Below are 17,016 nucleotides of genomic sequence, written 5' to 3' on the forward strand. Positions count from 1 at the left end.
TTAAAATAGGTCGTCGCTAGTTATACTTTTTGTTCTCTTACTGTAGTTTATTGATCGCTTAACAAAGAAATCTCCATGTTTAGTACCAATTATTTCGTCATCAAACCATTCGGTTTGCTTAATTAATTCTTCATTTACTTCAAATACTTTTCCAATACCAATACTTTCTAAAGAGTTATTAAAACGGTTTTTAATAAACTCGTTTATAACATCTTTTGGTAAGAAATCTAATTCTCCTGCTTCAAAAATCCAATCTATTATTTTACTTTCAGATTCATATGCTTCTTTACATAGTTCTTGTACAGATGCTGCATGTGCATCATCAAACCAAGTTGGATTTTCTTGTTTTATAATTTTAATGATATCAATTCCAAAATCACCATGGATTTGCTCTTCCTTAGACGTTGCTTCTACTACATTAGACACACCTTTAAGCATGTTTTTATGTTTGTTAAACGCCATAATAATCAGGAACTGAGAGAATAAAGACACGTGCTCTATAAACAAAGAGAATAATAAAACAGATTCTGCATATTCCTTATTGTCCTCACTTTTAGAATTTTTTAAAGCCATTTCTAAATAATGCACTCGACGCATAATTACTGGCTTCTTCTTTATGTTTTTAAACTCATTATTAAGTCCTAAAATTTCTAATAAATGTGAATAAGCATCTTGATGACGCACTTCGCTTTCTGCAAACGTTGCTCCTACAGATCCAATTTCTGGTTTTGGCATTTTATTATAAATCTCTCCCCAAAAATTCTTTACTGCAACTTCTATTTGAGAAATGGCAAGCATTGTATTTTTTATAGCGTTTTGCTCTACAATTGTAAGTCTTGTTTTAAAATCTTGTATATCACTTGTAAAATTAAACTCTGAGTGAATCCAGTATGAGTGTCTAATAGCATCTACATAGTCGTTAAGTGCTGGATACTCATAAGGTTTAAGGTTAATACGTTTTTCAAAAATATTTGTTTTTCTATTTCTAGTTTGTTCGTCTCTATATAAAATATAAGCTTTAGCTACATTAGGAAAAGCACTTCCCATTAACTTCTCTTCAACAAGATCCTGTACCTGCTCTACAGTAGGCACATATCTATAATCTTTTTCTTTTCTGTCTAACAACGCCTTTAAAACACTTACAGAAATTGTATTGGCATCTTCTTTTGTACCATTACCTACGGAAAGCATTGCTTTTTCAATAGCGTTAGAAATTTTATTTAAAACAAATGGGCTTGTTTCATAATCTCTCTTAATAATTTGCGTGATTTCCATAATCTTTGAGTTAAATAGCTAGTTGTTGTTTAGAATGATTTTCATCATTTAAAAAACGTAATTGTACTTCTGTAAAATTGTGTTATAATTTCCTTTTAGAGGAATAAAAAAAGGCGTGATTTTCAAAAAAAACATAGAAATTTTTTTTGCTTTTTGCCTTGAACAAAGATTGGCAATTGTACTTAAAAAAGAAAGGGGTTTTGGTAAACGTTGTCAACAAGTTTTTAACAAAGCGGAAAAACCCTTTGTTTTAGGGGTTTTTCTTGAAAAAATATAAATATCTGATTTTTAAGTATTTAAACCAAGTAGACTTCGCTTAGTAGCAATAAAATAAGGATTGTTACTTTCTTTAAATTCTAATTAATTTTTATATAAATTGAAAAAAAATTACAAACGTTTTAATTAATAATTTTTAACTATCTATAGTCAAAAAATAGACCTACAAGTGGAGTTTATTGAGATTGTTATAAAAATAAAAATAGTTTACTTATTTTTTAAAATTTAAGCTAATAAAACAAAAAAAATGAGCAGTTATTTACTGCTCATTTTTTGATTGAATAATAGCGACACTTTTTATGACTCCCTAGGTCATTAATATGTGTAAATAAATAATAAACTAAAACTAACTTTTATAAAACTAATCTATTGATCCTAATTTAACATTCAACTATGTATAAGTGGTAGCAAAAAATGTATAAATGGCATAACTAGTTATACAATTTATATGACCATCTACACAAATCTTTTAATTTTTTAGTTTTATAACTTTATCTTTATGTAAAACTATTACTATGCTTAAAGCTGTTATTGTAGACGACGAACCTAAAGCCATACAAGGTTTACAGTGGGAATTATCAAACTTTAGTGATGCTATTGAAGTTGAAAAAACATTTACTGATCCAGAATTAGCCTTAAAATATCTTGAAACTTCAAATACAGACTGTTTATTTCTAGACATCCAAATGCCCAGAATGGACGGATTTCAGTTTTTAGAAAAGTTGAAAAACAAAAATATAGCAGTAGTTATTACAACTGCTTACGACGAATATGCAATCAAAGCTTTAAAAAACGAAGCATTAGACTACCTGTTAAAACCCATTGATAGTGATGATTTAGCACAAAGTTTAGAAAAGATTAAGCGTTTTAAAAAACGTCATTCAGACTCTGACAAGATTGAAGATATCTTAATAAACTTTACCAAAAACAACAACAAGAAAAAAATTACTATAAACACAGACGGAAAGTTGTTGTTTTTAAATATTGAAGACATTTTGTTTGTAGAGTCCGATGGTAATTACAGTACTTTATTTTTAATTGACAAACAAAAAATTCTGGTAACAAAAAAACTAAAAGAAGTTAATGCATTACTACCAGACCAATCTTTTTTTAGAATACACAACTCTTTTATAATTAACCTTAGTAAAATTAAGGAGTATATAAAAAATGAAGGCTATGTCATCATGGAATCCAATCATAAAATACCAGTTGCAAGACAACGAAAATCTGAATTTTTAGAAAAATTTTAATCCTAATATGTCTATAATTTTCCCAAAAAACAAAATAGCAATTCAACTAATCCTTATACTAATTACATGTAATTTTAGTACATCATTATTAGCACAAAAAACTATAGATTTTTCTAAAATTGCTGATAGCTTAATTACGGTTAACCACAAATCTTACGCAGATTTAGAGTATGCTATTTACAAAAACAAATATGACACTTTAAAAATGCGTGTTTTTGAACAAAAAAGCATTGACAAAAATTATGCTGAAGGTGTTGTTTTTGCAAATATCATGTTAGGTAATCAATACAGGAATAAATCCTTGTTTAAAAAATCCGAATCACTTTTAAAAAATGCTTTAAAAATTTCTAGAGACAATAATTTAGTTGAATTTGAAATAATTAGCCTAAACATGTTAGGTGTAATTTTTAGAAGACAAACCATTGTTAAAGAAGCATTAGACTACCACCAAGAAGCTTTACGCTTGGCAGAATCCCAACCTGAGACAACAAAAGCGCATTTAAAAAGCATTGCTGTGTCACATAACAGCATGGGAAACATTTATCTTACTTTAAAAGAATACGAGTTGGCTTTAAACCAATTTAATAAGTCATTAGCTATAGAGGAAGAAGCTAAAAACATCTTAGGTTTAGCAATTAATTATAACAATATTGGAATTATTTACGAAGCTAAAGATAGTCTAGATCTAGCTTTAAAAAACTATAAAATATCTTTAGATTATAACAATCAAATCAATTCTAAAATAGGAAAAGTTATAAGCAATAATAGTATTGGTACTATTTATCTTAAACAAAATAAACCAGAAATAGCACTTCAAACAATTGCACCAACAGTCGCTTTAGCAGAAGAAATACAAGATCAATTTTATATTGCTTGGGCTTATGTAAATTTAGGTTGGGCTCAAAATAAGTTAAACCAATTAGAAAAAGCTAAGTTAAATCTTGAAAAAGGACTTGATATTGCAAAAAAATACAACTTACAATCTTCAGAAATTGATGCTTTACATCAACTATCAATACTAAACGAAAAACAAGGAAAAACAGAAAAAGCTTTACGGTTTTATAAAGAAGCTGTGGCTTTAGATAACGAAGTAACAGGAGAAACCAACTCGCAATACGTTAATACACTTAGAATGCGATATGAATCTGAGAAAAAAAACAATCAGATTTTAGAATTAGCTAACGATAAAGAGCTGTTAAAAATAAAACTAAAAGATGGCGAAAAAACTGCTATACTAACCTTATTAGGGCTTTTAGTTTTAAGTATTGCTGGTTTTGCTTTTTACAGACAAAGACGCTTAAAAAACGAAAAAAAGATTTTAACCTTAGAGCAAGACATGTTGCGCAATCAAATGAATCCGCATTTTATTTTCAACTCTTTAAATTCCATAAAACTATATATTATTAATAATGAAAAAGAAAATGCAGTATACTACTTAAACAAGTTTTCAAAACTTATTAGAAAAATATTAATTGCCTCAACCGAAAAAGAAATTACATTACAAGACGAGTTAGAAACCATGGATTTATATATGAATATTGAAAATATTAGATTTTCAAACCAGATTAATTATACCATTAATGTAGATGATGAAGTAGATATTGAAAATATTAAAATCCCCTCTTTAATACTTCAACCTTTTCTTGAAAATGCGCTTTGGCATGGACTTTCTGCAAAAGAAGGCGATAAACACATTGACTTAAAAGTAACCAAAACCGAAAGTGATTTTATAACAATAAGCATTATAGATAATGGTATTGGTAGAATTGCTTCAAATAAAATAAAACAAGGAAAATTAATGAAGCAAAAATCTTTAGGAATAGAAATAACAAAACAAAGACTTGAAAATTTTTCTAAAAACTACTCAGAAAATTTTAGTTTGATTATTAATGATTTATATGAAAACAAAATAGCAACAGGTACTTGCGTATTGTTAAAATTACCAATTACATCAATTACTAAACTAAAAACCGCTTAGTTATCTGTTCATTTTACTGGCTACTTTTTCTAACTCTGTGTACCAATCTTCACCAAATTTTCTAATTAAAGCTTCTTTAACAAATTTATAAACTGGCACTTGCAACTCTTTTCCTAGTGAGCAAGCATCATCACAGATTTCCCATTTATCATAATTTACTGCAGAAAACTCTGTGTAATCCTTAACTCTAATAGGATATAAATGACAAGATACTGGCTTTTTCCATTTAACCTCACCTTGGTTATAAGCCTCTTCAATACCACAAAGCGCTGTTTTTTTATCATCAAAAATAACATAAGCACAATCTGCACCATTAATTAATGGTGTTTCAATATCTCCAAAAGGAGTAACAATTGATGTGCCTTGTGCTTCAATAACAGCTATACCTTCTTCTCGCAAAAAAGGTTTTACTTTAGGATAAATATCCTTTAAAGTTTCTGCTTCTTCTTTACTTAAAGGTGCACCTGCATCTCCATCAATACAACATGCGCCTTTACATGCAGATAAATTGCAGATAAAATCATTTTCTATAATAGCTTCAGAAACTATAGTTTTACCTAATTGAAACATAAAATACTTCTTAATTTTTTGTAAATATAAAGGATAATCAGGAAGTAGAATACGTTTAATCTAAAACAAGAAACTTAAAGACGCTTTATTATTATAATTCAATGAATTAAGACTACTTTTGCGGAAAAATTTTAGGACAACTTAAAACAGAAAATCATGTCTATCAATTTTAAAGAAATATTTACAGTTTTTATGGTGCTTTTTGCAGTTATTGATATTGTTGGAAACATTCCAATAATAATAGACTTGCGTAAAAAAGTTGGACATATACAAAGTGAAAAAGCGTCTATTATTGCAGGAGTTATTTTAATTGCTTTTTTATTTTTAGGAAAAAGCATATTAAATCTTATCGGAATTAATGTTAGTTCTTTTGCAGTAGCAGGTTCTTTTATCTTGTTTTTTATTGCTTTAGAAATGATTTTAGGTATCACACTATATAAAGAAGAAGACACTAATCCTTTGACAGCATCTGTGTTTCCATTAGCATTTCCTTTAATTGCTGGACCTGGAAGTTTAACAACGTTATTATCTTTACGTGCAGAGTATGATATTAAAAACATTATAATAGCTGTAATATTAAACGTTATTGTTATTTATTTAGTTTTAAAAACTTCAAAACGTATTGAGCGTATTATTGGACAAAATGGAATTAGTATTATTAGAAAAGTTTTTGGTGTTATATTACTAGCTATTGCTGTAAAACTGTTTACGGATAACATTAAAGTACTTTTAGCCTAATTATTGTAATTTTGTAAAAACTTTTTTATGAAAATATTTACGTACATCATAACTATATTAGGGATTGCACTTATTGCATACAATGCAACAAAACTAGATTTTAAAGGATTGTTTGAAGGCGAGAGTATTGTTGCTTTAATTACTATTTTAGCTTCTGTTTGTGCTATTATATTACTTCAAATTTTACGTATTTCGAAAAAAATTGAAGCAAAAAGTAAAGGTTAATGCAATTTGATACATTAATAATTGGTGGTGGAGCTGCAGGATTATCATGCGCTTTGGTTTTGGGATCTGGTTTAAAAAAACCATTTGCTGAAGGTAAAAAAGTAGCCATTATTGCTCATCAAAAAACATCTCATTTACAAAACGCTTTATTTAATAATGTTTTAGGTTTACAACCTGGAACATTAGGTCAAGATATTTTAGACAATGGTAAGCAGCAACTAGCAAAACTATATCCTGAGGTTATACAGATAGAAAACGAAAAAGTTTGTGATATCATAGAAAAAAATGCTGGTTTTACAATAAAAACAAACAACAACACTTACACTTCCAAACGTGTTGTTATAGCTGTTGGATACACTAATTTAATTACCATAAAAGGTTTAGATCACTATATAAAACCTCATCCAAAAGCAGCTTTAGAAAAAGATAGGATTTGGTTAGAAAACAACGATCATCTAATTAAAGAAAACTTATATGTTGCAGGAACATTAGCTGGTTGGAGAAGTCAGTTTGCAATAGCATCTGGAAGTGGCGCACATGTTGCAACAGATATTTTAACGCTTTGGAATAATGGTAAGCATACTAAAGTGCATGATAAGATTTAGTTATTAGATGTTTGACTTAGTTCAATTACTTTATCAATCATAATATCATGCTTATTTAAAATTTTATAAAAAGCACCAAAACCATATAATTGCTCTGCTAAAGTCGCCTTTAAATAATGTTTAACTTCATCTCTGTAGGCTACAAAAACAATATTAGATCGTGTTTTTAATTTTAGGTAGTCTTCTAAAGACTTAACAACACTATCACTAATAGTGAAGTTTTTAAAAAAATCTGTTTTAGAAATAGTATTATAAGCGTTTCTTTCTTTTTCAAGTTCTTCAAAAACAAAGTAATTTAAATACCCTCTTTTGTCTAAAAAATTTAAAGTTTCGTTTTGCATTTGTGTATCATAAGGCACAAATACATCTGGTATAATTCCACCACCACCATAAACAATGTTTCCTTTAGGCGTTGTAAATTTTAAAGAATCTGCAACCTCAATTTTTTCTTCATCAATAAGCTCTCCTCTATTTAAACGATCAGCAATATCATCATAATAATCTCTGTTTCCGTTTTGATAAGAGCGTTGGATAGATCGTCCTGTTGGCGTATAATATCTAGAAACCGTAAGTCTTACAGCACTACCATCTCCTAATTCCATCTCGCGTTGGACCAACCCCTTTCCATAGGATCGTCTACCAACAATGGTTCCTTTATCGTTATCTTGAAGTGCTCCAGCAATAATCTCTGACGCAGAAGCAGAGTTTTCGTCTATCATAACGTAAACATGTCCTTTTTCAAAGTTTCCTTTTTTGGTAGCATAACTTTTATCGACTTGACCTTTTTTGTTTTTGGTATAAACTATAAGTTTATCATCTTCTAAAAATTCATCAACAATATTAACTGCTATTTCCAGAAAACCTCCTGGATTATCCCTTAGGTCTAAAGCCAAGCTTGTTGCTCCTTTTTCTTTTAATTTAAGTAATGCTTTTTTAAATTCTTTATAGGTGCTTTCTGCAAACCTATTAATTTTTATATACCCTAAATTATCTGTTAACATGTAAGAAGCATCAACACTTTTAATTGCCACTTCATCTCTGGTTACATTAAAGGTTAGTAATTTAGGTTCTCCTTTTCTAAAGACTTTTAAAAGTAATTCTGTATAGCGTTTTCCTTTTAATTTATCTACAAGTGTATCATTATTAAGTCCTCCACCTAAAAGAGATTCTCCATTAGCAGATATAATCCTATCTCCTCCAATAATTCCAGCTTTTGCACTTGGTCCATTTTCTACTGTTTTAATAACCGTAATGGTATCTTTAAAGGTGTAAAAATTAATACCTATCCCAACAAAGTTACCTTTCATGTTTTCAGTAACTTTCTGCATATTTTTTTGAGGAATATAAACAGAATGTGGATCAAGATTATCCAAAATCCCGTTTACTGTAACATCAACAATACTATCAGTATTAACTTCTTCCACATACTCATAATCAATATAATCAATAAGCCTATTAAGCTTATCTTTTTTGCTATTTGATGTAAATAATCTATCCGAATTGTCACCAAAATTTAACTTTCCTCCAATAAAAATTCCTGCTGCAATTGCAACACCAATTATTAAAGGTATGTATGTTTTGGTTTTTGACATTAGGCTTCTAATTGTTCTATTAACTGTATATCTATTCCTGCTTTTTCTAAAAATTTAAGTCCAGAATCATCTTTATAACCTTGGTTATAAACTACACGTATAATTCCTGCTTGGTGTATTAACTTACTACACTCTTTACATGGAGACATTGTAATATACAACGTTGCGCCTTGACAAGACTGAGTTGATGCAGCAACTTTTAAAATTGCATTTGCTTCTGCATGTAAAACATACCATTTAGTATAACCCTCTTCGTCTTCGCAAAAGTTTTCAAACCCAGAAGGTGTTCCGTTATAACCATCAGAAATTATCATTCGGTCTTTAACTATTAACGCTCCTACTTGCTTACGCTTACAATAAGATAGTTTTCCCCATTCTGTAGCAATTCTAAGATATGCTTTATCGTATTTAAGTTGTTTTTGTTTTGGCATAAATAATGAAATAGAAATTAAAACACATCATAATAATACGCTTTAGTATAAACGAATATACTCGCTTCATATTTCAATTACAATTCTTAATAAGAAGTTTTATGAAAATTTTAATGAAAACTAGTCTAAAAAGGGACTATTTAAAAGCATTGGGATAACCAAACCTATTACAATTGCAGATACAACCATAATCCAATCGCGTTTAGAAAATCTAAATACAGTTTGAAACAAATAGCCTAAAAACAATACTATAAATACAATTATTACTTGAGCTATTTCTATACCTAAAGCAAACTCTATAAGTTTAATTAGTTTACTGTCTCCTTCATCAAGATTCATCCTAAATTCTCTTGCAAAACCAAATCCATGAACTAAACCAAAAAATAAAGTTGAAACAAGGAGTACTCCTGTTTTTTGATTTTTTACAGTTTTTCCTGCGGTAAATACATTAAAAATGGCAACAATTAAAATAGATAATGGTATTAAAAACTCAATTAAATTACCATCAATTTTTACTTTTCCATAACTTGATAATACTAATGAAATTGAGTGACCAATAGTAAACACAGTCACTAACCAAAGTACACGTTTCCAGCTATTAAAAAGATAAGGTACTGCTAATACTATTAAAAACAGCACATGGTCGTAAGCATTAATATCTAGTACATGATTAATACCATATTGGACGTTTGACCAAAATTCTTGGAGCATAATAGTTAAGTTTTAGGGTTGCTGTAAAGATACATAAAAACAAAAAATGTTTCCAAATTAGTAAAGCTAATAACTTTTTAGATGAAGGAAATATTGAAAAAAACACTAAACAATCGCTATTGTTTGGTAAATTTGAAACCAGAACAGAAAAACTAACATGAAGTTATACCCTTTAAAATTTAAACCTCTTTATAAATATAGAATTTGGGGAGGAGATAAACTAAAAACGGAACTTGGTAAAGATCATACCAAAGACACTATTGGTGAATCTTGGGAAATTTCTGATGTTGAAAACGACGAAAACGAAGTTTTAGAAGGTGACTTAAAAGGTTTTACTCTAAAACAACTTATAAAAAAATATAAAGGAGATTTTTTAGGACAATCTGTTTATAAAACTTTTGGCGAATCTTTTCCGTTACTTATTAAGTTTATTGATGCCAAAACACCTTTATCAATCCAAGTACATCCAAATAATGAGATTGCTAACCAACGTCATAACTCTTTAGGGAAAAATGAAATGTGGTACGTTATGCAAACTGAAAAAGAGGCTAAAATAATTATTGGTTTTGATAAAAAAATAACCACTTCACAATTTCAAAAACATTTAAAAGACAATACAATTTTAAATGTTATGCATCATGAAATGGTAAATAAAGGAGATGTGTTTTATATACCTGCTGGACGTGTCCATGCAATAGGAGCAGGAGTTGTCTTAGCTGAAATACAACAAACTTCAAACATTACTTATAGGATTTATGACTATGACAGAGTAGACAAAATTTCAGGAAAAAAAAGAGAATTACATACAGAATCAGCTAAAGATGTTATTGATTTTTCTGTACATAATGACTATAAAACAAACTATAAAAAAGAAAAAAATACATCTAATCATTTAGTACATTCTCCTTACTTTAAAAGTAATTTCTTAAAAATTGAAGGTGTTTTAAAAAAAGACTATTCAATAATAGATTCGTTTGTTATTTTTATGTGTGTAGAAGGACATTTAGACTTAATTTGGGAAGATCAATCTTTTACATTAAAAAAAGGCGAAACACTATTACTTCCAGCTAGCATAAAAAATATTTCTTTATCTTCATCATCTTCTGAGCTAATTGAAGTTTATTTATAAATTGTAAGATTATGAAAAAAATTACTTTAAAAGATATTGCTAAACATTTTAATGTTTCTATTTCAACTGTATCTAAAGCATTAAATAATAGTCCGGAAATTAGTAAAACTACATCTGAGGATATAAAGGCATATGCAAAAGAAAAAAATTACACACCTAATTTTAATGCATTAAGTTTAAAAAATCAAAGCACAAAGACCATTGGAATAATAATTCCAAACATGCTTAACTATTATTTTGCACAAGTATTAAAAGGAATAGAAAAAACAGCAACACAAAAAGGATATAAAATTATCACTTGTATTTCTAATAATTCTCTTCAAAAAGAAATAGAAACAATTGAAATGCTTTCTACAGGTGTTGTAGACGGATTTATTTTGTCTGTAGCAGAAGAAACCGAAACCAAAAAGGATTACAGTCATTTTACATCTTGTATTGAAAAAGAGATTCCTTTAGTCATGTTTGATCGTGTGGTTGAAGCTATAGATTGTGACAAAGTAATCACTAACGACTTTATGGCTTCTGTAAATGCAGTTAATTATTTAAAAAATAAAGGTTGCAAAAAAATTGCATTTGTTGCAGCAAACATGGATTTAAGCGTTGGTAAATTAAGATATGAAGGGTATTTAGCTGGTTTAAAAAACAATAATTTAGAGCTAGATGATTCAATAATTATTACAACCCATGACATGTACTATAAACATCACGAAGCAATAGTTAAACCCTTATTCAATCAAAAATTTGATGCTATCATTGCATCAAATGAGTCCGTAGCAATTGCTGCAATGAAAGTTGCTCAAGATAAAGGTATACAAATACCTAAAGACCTATCGGTTTTAGCTTTTTCTAACGGGATACTTGCTAGACATTCTAACCCAAGATTAACTACCATTAGTCAACATGGAGAAATTATTGGTGAAAAAGCAGTTACTTTATTAATAAATAAGTTAGAAAATAAAATTACAAGTACAACGTCTGAAACTGTAGAGACAGATATAGTATTAAGAGATTCTTCAAAATAAAAAAGGCTAAAACTTTATAATTAGCATCTTTTCTTTAAAAATCACACCTCTTCAAGTTATTTCCAAAAAATAACTACAACACACTGCTTTGTAGTTGTTTATGTTTTTTTTATGCTTTCAAAATTCAGTAAATACCAAAGCATACCTCTTTATATATAGTATATAAATTCATAAGTTTATACTTAGAAAATCTTGTGAAAATCCTTTTACAAAAAACAATGTTTTTTTAAACCACTAACTGATTTTATTAATTTAATTAAACCAAAAAGAATGAAAAAAATTACATTTTATTTAATAATGCTTTTAAGTATTACAGCTTTCTCACAAATTGAGATTGTTGAAAATTTTGATGACCTTTCAAACAATGCATTGCCAACAGGTTGGACATCAACTGATATTGATGCAGCTACTAGTTTTGCCTGTGGTGGATCTGGATACAGTATAAGTGGTGGTTTTACAGCTGCTGGTTCTTCTACTGTCACTACTACTGATCTTACTGGAGTATCAAATGGAACAGACCTTACAGCTAGTTTTTCATTAAATTTATTTGAGCAATTCAGTCAATTCCCTCCTGCAAGTTATAGTGCACCAGCAACTGGTTGGGGATCAATAGTTTTAGAGTACTCAACAGATAATGGAACTACTTGGACAAACATAATGACTATTGACGATAGTAATTTTACTTTTATAGACAATGCAACTTGTGGTATGACAGCTAGTGTAAACGCAGGTGCAATTGCTAGTGGAAGTGATTTTCAAGCTCGTTTTGTAGTAACTGCCACAACAATTAACAATTTTGCTTTATGGGTAATTATTGATAATGTATCATTTACACAAGTTGCGACTACTGTCCCAAACTGTGATGCTACTTTAACATCTCCTTTAGCAGGATCAAATACTGCAGAATCTGATGTAACATTAACTTGGAACGCTGCAACAGGCTTACCAACAGGATATAATTTAACTGTTGGAACTGCTTCTGGTTTATCTGATGTAGTAAATACTACTACTACAGATCCTAATTATAATTTAACTAGCCTGTCTTATGACACAGATTATTTTGTAAATATTACACCTTTTAATGGCATTGGAAACGCTACAGGTTGTACAGAAGAAATGTTTACAACTCGTACAGCTCCAATAGCTGGTGCAAGTTGTAGTAGCCCACATGTTGTATCTTCTTTCCCATATTTAGTTACAGACGACACAAACCTTTATGAAGACAATTTTGATGCTAGTCCATGTAGTAATTCTTATATGAACGGTAAAGATGTATTTTATGAAATTACTCCAGCAACTGACATGTCTATTAATATAGAATTAACTAACGTTGATAATAATGGAGCTTCTATCCATGTAGTAGAAGGTTGTGTAGATGTTGCTACAAATTGTGTTGCCTATATAGGTACATACTCAATGACTGCTACCAGACTTTTAGAAAACGTAGTTTTAACAGCAGGTACTACATACTATGTTGTTTTAAGTAATTCAGGAAGTACAAGAACGTACAACTATAATTTATTTATCTCTCAAAACAGTTGTATTAATCCAACAATGGATTTTACACCTGTAGCAGATTGTAGTAACGCACAATTTACTGTAGATGTTGATGTTACTTATTTAGGAGATGCCTCTTCATTAACATTAACAGATGATTTTGCAAATACATATAGTAATATTACAGCAACAGGAATAGTAAGTGCTGGTCCTTACCCTAGTGGATCTACAGTTAATTTCACTTTAACTAACGATCAAGATGGAACATGTTCTTTTGCAGGATCTTCTTACTTTTACTGTCCTCCAGCGAATGATGAATGCATGAATAGTATAGCATTAACAGTTAATACAGATGGCACTTGTACTAATGTACTTGCTGCAAGTAATGCTGGAGCAACTAAGTCTACAACAGACCCAACAAGTTGTACAAATAATAACACAAATGATGTGTGGTTTAGCTTTGTAGCTACATCTGAAAACATGGTAGTTGAATACTTAAATATAACTGCTGCAATTGGCACAGGTGGAACTGTACAAGCTACTGAATTATTAGAAGGTACTTGTGGTGCATTATCTAGTATATCTTGTTCTAATTCTAACTACATAACATATGGCAGTTTAGTAATAGGTAACACTTATTACATCCGTAACTCTACATCTTTAAGTGGTGAGTATGCTCAAGATTATGACATTTGTATTAGAGAATTAGAAACAGCTCCTACAAACGATGAATGTGCTAATGCTACAACTTTAACTGCTTCTGCAGACAGTACTTGTGCAAGCGCTGTAGCTGGATCTACAATTGGAGCAACTACATCAGTTGAAAACACTTGTACATCTACAACTTATACTTATGGAGATGTTTGGTATGTATTTAACCCTTTAGCTGATGGTGTTTATGAGTTTTCTTTAGAAAGGTTAAGCACTTCTCCTTCTACTTACTACTCTGTATTTAGTGGTAGTTGTGGTGCTTTAGTAGAAATGAGTACATCATGTACATCAAATGCTACTAGTAATTATACTTTAGATAGTACCGAAACATATTATGTTCAGGTAAGATCAGCTCAAAATGGTACTGGTATTGACTTCAACCTTTGTGTATACCAACTACCTGATCCAGTTGTAAATAGTGACTGTAGTGGAGCGTTAACTTTAACAGAATCTCCTGATTTAAATGGAGCTAATGCAGTTACAGGTGACATTAACGTTACAGATGTAGTATATTATTCTCCAGAAGGAGCATGTAGTTCATCTTACGAATCTGTTTGGTATGAATTTACTCCAACATATACTGGAACATACAATTTTGAATTAACAAGAACTTCAGGAACATCTTATTACACTGTTTATGATTCTAATGACTGTACAAGTGATTTAGGTTATTTAGGTGGAGATATTAATAGTTGTTTTGAATCTGGAACAGATTCTGGACCTATGGTTGCAGGAACAACTTACTTGATTAGCATACAATCTAGTGGTACTGCAGAATTTGAGTTTTTTGCTTATCCAGACCCAACATTAAGTGTAGAGTCTAATAATTTTGAAACATTTAGTTATTTTCCTAATCCAGTAGTAAATAAGTTAACTATAAAAGCAAAAAATACAATTTCTAAAGTTAGTATTCATAACATTGTTGGACAAAAAGTTAAAACATTAACACCAAATGAATTAAACACAACGGTTGATATGAATCAATTAGACAATGGTATTTACTTTGTAACTGTTACAATTAATAATACACAACAAACATTTAAAATTATTAAAAAATAGATTAAACTATCCCTTAATATAATACCAACTTGGGCAACAAATATTTTGTTGCCCAAGTTTTTTTATAATATAAATTCCTTTTACTTATATACCAGAAATAAGCTTTTTATCTTTAAAATTGGAATTTTCTACTGTTTTATAAATTATCACTATCTTAAATCAATAATTTGATAAAAGGAGTTGCTGAGTAATTAATATAAAACCATTCTTTTATAAAGTTTAGTATATTTACTACCACATATCCCATGAAACTTGTTAAGTTTTTTTAAAAAATTAAAGTTTTAAAAAACTAAAATTCGCTTAACAGCATCATGGTTTAATACTAAAACTAATCCCTTGAACGCTTTAAAACAACATAATTCATTTATTTATAAACCCATCATTTTTGTTGGTTTGTATTTAAGTTTGTTGTTTTCCACCCATGTCATTGCTCAAGAAAATGATTTGATGTTAAAGGCTGAAGAATTAATATATTCTAACCCAGACGAAGCCATAAAAATTGCGCAACACCTTTTAAAAACTAATAAAAATGCTCAAGAAAAAACAGTTACAAAACTATTATTAGCAAAAAGTTATTTAGTTAAAGGAGATTACAATCAATCCATTTTAAATGCATTTGATAATTACAGTCAACTTCAACACATTGACCCAAGCACTCAAATAGAAGTTAACATACTGAAAGCTAACCTGTTGAAAAATATTTTTTTAGACAAAAAAGCCAAAGAATATTTGCTTTTAGCTTCAAAATTAAACAAAGAAATTGTTAAGACAAAACTTAAAGATTCTCTTCAAAGCCTTATAGACATTGAGAAAATAAGCATTCATTTAAGCAGACAAGAAAATGATAAAGCCTTAATTGAAATTAAAAAAACTGAAAACAAGCTAAATCATTTTTACAAAAACAATATTTCTGAAAAAAAAAATTTATACTTTTTAAAAGAACAAGTTTATAACAATCTAACCCTGTATGATTCTGCTAGTGTTTATATGAATAAAACATTATCTTTATTAGAGATTGAAAAAACAAATAACCTTTATCAGAAATCTTTAATTTACAGAGAACTAGGCAAGCTCTATTTGCTTAAAAAAGAGTTTAAAAAAAGTGAAGAAAATTTATTTATCGCTTCAAAATTTGCAGAAATAATTAATAACCCTATAGTCTTAACTAAAATAAATAAAGACTTGTCAATTAATTATTTAGCGTCCAATAAAAAAAGTCAGCATAAAGTCTATAATGATAAGTATTTAGTTTTAGACACTCAAGTGGAACAAATGGAACAAGAATCTGTTAATACACTTTACAACATGCTAACCAGTCAAAATGAAGTCATTTTAAAGAACGAAGCAAAAACATATCAAAACTACATATATCTATTATTAGCTGGTATTTTAGCAATTATACTTATAGGAGTCTATTTTTTAACTAAAAACATAAATAAAGAAAAGCGCCTAAAAGAAATTATAAAATACCTTGAAATTAGCCGAAATAATTACACAAAACCGACAAAAAAAACAGTCACAAAAGGCATTCATATTCCTGAAGATACTGAAAAACAAATTTTAGCAAAACTCAAAAAGTTTGAAATGTCAAATAAGTTTTTAAACAATGAAATGTCTTTAGCTGTTTTAGCAGGTCAATTTGAAACAAATACTAAATATCTATCTGGTGTTATAAATAAACATTACCATGATAATTTTAAAACGTTTATCAATAAATTACGAATAAATTACATTATAAATAAATTACAAAACTACCCTAATTATATTAATTATAAAATTAGTTTCTTGGCAGAAGAGAGTGGATACTCTTCCCATAGTAGCTTTGCAACAGTATTTAAGTCTATTATAGGCATGTCTCCAGTTACTTTTATAAAATTAATACAAGAAGAACGTAAAGAATTAAAATCTAAAAAAGCACTTTAATGACAATAAAGCAAACATTTTGTT

Annotated in this window: 14 protein-coding genes; 9 read left to right on the forward strand and 5 right to left on the reverse strand. The window is 29.0% G+C overall.

Annotated features, from left to right (window positions below; translation table 11 throughout):
• The gene (locus tag SJY17_RS02055; RefSeq protein ID WP_397363792.1) at window positions 1-1,275 is read right to left on the reverse strand and encodes a ribonucleotide-diphosphate reductase subunit beta; all 1,275 of its coding nucleotides are present in this window, start codon (window positions 1,273-1,275) and stop codon (window positions 1-3) included.
• Window positions 1,276-2,066: 791 nt separating this feature from the next.
• Here SJY17_RS02055 and SJY17_RS02060 point away from each other — a divergent pair.
• Together SJY17_RS02060 and SJY17_RS02065 are read left to right on the forward strand one after the other, a co-directional pair.
• The gene (locus tag SJY17_RS02060) at window positions 2,067-2,801 is read left to right on the forward strand and encodes a LytR/AlgR family response regulator transcription factor (protein WP_397363793.1); all 735 of its coding nucleotides are present in this window, start codon (window positions 2,067-2,069) and stop codon (window positions 2,799-2,801) included.
• A 7-nt stretch (window positions 2,802-2,808) separates the two neighbouring features.
• On the forward strand, window positions 2,809-4,779 hold the full coding sequence (locus tag SJY17_RS02065) for a tetratricopeptide repeat protein (RefSeq protein WP_397363794.1): 1,971 nt from the start codon (window positions 2,809-2,811) through the stop codon (window positions 4,777-4,779).
• Here SJY17_RS02065 and SJY17_RS02070 read toward each other — a convergent pair whose 3' ends face one another.
• Window positions 4,780-5,349 (reverse strand): DUF3109 family protein, encoded by a 570-nt coding sequence (locus SJY17_RS02070; RefSeq protein ID WP_397363795.1) that lies wholly within the window; start codon window positions 5,347-5,349, stop codon window positions 4,780-4,782.
• 156 nt (window positions 5,350-5,505) lie between these two features.
• On the opposite strand from SJY17_RS02070, the gene SJY17_RS02075 reads away from it, so the two are divergent.
• From SJY17_RS02075 to SJY17_RS02085, 3 genes are read left to right on the forward strand one after another with little or no spacing between them, the layout of a single operon-like run.
• Entirely contained in the window at window positions 5,506-6,087 is a 582-nt protein-coding gene (locus tag SJY17_RS02075; protein ID WP_397363796.1) for a MarC family protein, read from the forward strand.
• Window positions 6,088-6,114: 27 nt separating this feature from the next.
• Window positions 6,115-6,312, forward strand: a complete 198-nt coding sequence (locus tag SJY17_RS02080; protein ID WP_397363797.1) for a hypothetical protein — start codon at window positions 6,115-6,117, stop codon at window positions 6,310-6,312.
• On the forward strand, window positions 6,312-6,917 hold the full coding sequence (locus SJY17_RS02085; RefSeq protein WP_397363798.1) for an FAD-dependent oxidoreductase: 606 nt from the start codon (window positions 6,312-6,314) through the stop codon (window positions 6,915-6,917). The genes SJY17_RS02080 and SJY17_RS02085 overlap by 1 nt, the downstream gene beginning before the upstream one ends.
• Here SJY17_RS02085 and SJY17_RS02090 read toward each other — a convergent pair.
• The 3 genes from SJY17_RS02090 to SJY17_RS02100 all read right to left on the reverse strand — a co-directional run bounded on the left by SJY17_RS02090 (window position 6,914) and on the right by SJY17_RS02100 (window position 9,651).
• Window positions 6,914-8,509 (reverse strand): S41 family peptidase, encoded by a 1,596-nt coding sequence (locus tag SJY17_RS02090; protein WP_397363799.1) that lies wholly within the window; start codon window positions 8,507-8,509, stop codon window positions 6,914-6,916. The genes SJY17_RS02085 and SJY17_RS02090 overlap by 4 nt on opposite strands.
• On the reverse strand, window positions 8,509-8,940 hold the full coding sequence (locus SJY17_RS02095; protein ID WP_397363800.1) for a deoxycytidylate deaminase: 432 nt from the start codon (window positions 8,938-8,940) through the stop codon (window positions 8,509-8,511). Before SJY17_RS02095 ends, SJY17_RS02090 begins: the two co-directional genes overlap by 1 nt.
• A 120-nt stretch (window positions 8,941-9,060) precedes the next feature.
• Window positions 9,061-9,651: a HupE/UreJ family protein gene (locus SJY17_RS02100; protein WP_397363801.1), complete on the reverse strand. Its 591-nt coding sequence runs from the start codon at window positions 9,649-9,651 to the stop codon at window positions 9,061-9,063.
• Between the two features lie 157 nt (window positions 9,652-9,808).
• Here SJY17_RS02100 and SJY17_RS02105 point away from each other — a divergent pair, with 157 nt between their 5' ends.
• From SJY17_RS02105 to SJY17_RS02120, 4 genes are all read left to right on the forward strand, one after another.
• The gene (locus SJY17_RS02105) at window positions 9,809-10,780 is read left to right on the forward strand and encodes a type I phosphomannose isomerase catalytic subunit (protein WP_397363802.1); all 972 of its coding nucleotides are present in this window, start codon (window positions 9,809-9,811) and stop codon (window positions 10,778-10,780) included.
• 11 nt (window positions 10,781-10,791) lie between these two features.
• Window positions 10,792-11,802: a LacI family DNA-binding transcriptional regulator gene (locus SJY17_RS02110; protein ID WP_397363804.1), complete on the forward strand. Its 1,011-nt coding sequence runs from the start codon at window positions 10,792-10,794 to the stop codon at window positions 11,800-11,802.
• A gap of 270 nt (window positions 11,803-12,072) precedes the next feature.
• Window positions 12,073-15,069 carry a T9SS type A sorting domain-containing protein gene (locus tag SJY17_RS02115; RefSeq protein ID WP_397363806.1) on the forward strand — a complete coding sequence of 999 codons (2,997 nt, stop codon included), beginning with the start codon at window positions 12,073-12,075 and terminating at the stop codon, window positions 15,067-15,069.
• A 336-nt stretch (window positions 15,070-15,405) separates the two neighbouring features.
• Window positions 15,406-16,992: a helix-turn-helix domain-containing protein gene (locus SJY17_RS02120; RefSeq protein ID WP_397363807.1), complete on the forward strand. Its 1,587-nt coding sequence runs from the start codon at window positions 15,406-15,408 to the stop codon at window positions 16,990-16,992.
• Window positions 16,993-17,016 lie beyond the last annotated feature (24 nt).

It is taken from the genome of Olleya sp. R77988, from assembly GCF_044594215.1.
In the GTDB taxonomy this organism is placed as follows: domain Bacteria; phylum Bacteroidota; class Bacteroidia; order Flavobacteriales; family Flavobacteriaceae; genus Olleya.

Coding starts and splice junctions, on each gene's coding strand:
- SJY17_RS02055 (WP_397363792.1), bottom strand. CDS start 1,275: ATGGAAATCACGCAAATTATTAAGAGAGATTATGAAACAAGCCCATTT.
- SJY17_RS02060 (WP_397363793.1), top strand. CDS start 2,067: ATGCTTAAAGCTGTTATTGTAGACGACGAACCTAAAGCCATACAAGGT.
- SJY17_RS02065 (WP_397363794.1), top strand. CDS start 2,809: ATGTCTATAATTTTCCCAAAAAACAAAATAGCAATTCAACTAATCCTT.
- SJY17_RS02070 (WP_397363795.1), bottom strand. CDS start 5,349: ATGTTTCAATTAGGTAAAACTATAGTTTCTGAAGCTATTATAGAAAAT.
- SJY17_RS02075 (WP_397363796.1), top strand. CDS start 5,506: ATGTCTATCAATTTTAAAGAAATATTTACAGTTTTTATGGTGCTTTTT.
- SJY17_RS02080 (WP_397363797.1), top strand. CDS start 6,115: ATGAAAATATTTACGTACATCATAACTATATTAGGGATTGCACTTATT.
- SJY17_RS02085 (WP_397363798.1), top strand. CDS start 6,312: ATGCAATTTGATACATTAATAATTGGTGGTGGAGCTGCAGGATTATCA.
- SJY17_RS02090 (WP_397363799.1), bottom strand. CDS start 8,509: ATGTCAAAAACCAAAACATACATACCTTTAATAATTGGTGTTGCAATT.
- SJY17_RS02095 (WP_397363800.1), bottom strand. CDS start 8,940: ATGCCAAAACAAAAACAACTTAAATACGATAAAGCATATCTTAGAATT.
- SJY17_RS02100 (WP_397363801.1), bottom strand. CDS start 9,651: ATGCTCCAAGAATTTTGGTCAAACGTCCAATATGGTATTAATCATGTA.
- SJY17_RS02105 (WP_397363802.1), top strand. CDS start 9,809: ATGAAGTTATACCCTTTAAAATTTAAACCTCTTTATAAATATAGAATT.
- SJY17_RS02110 (WP_397363804.1), top strand. CDS start 10,792: ATGAAAAAAATTACTTTAAAAGATATTGCTAAACATTTTAATGTTTCT.
- SJY17_RS02115 (WP_397363806.1), top strand. CDS start 12,073: ATGAAAAAAATTACATTTTATTTAATAATGCTTTTAAGTATTACAGCT.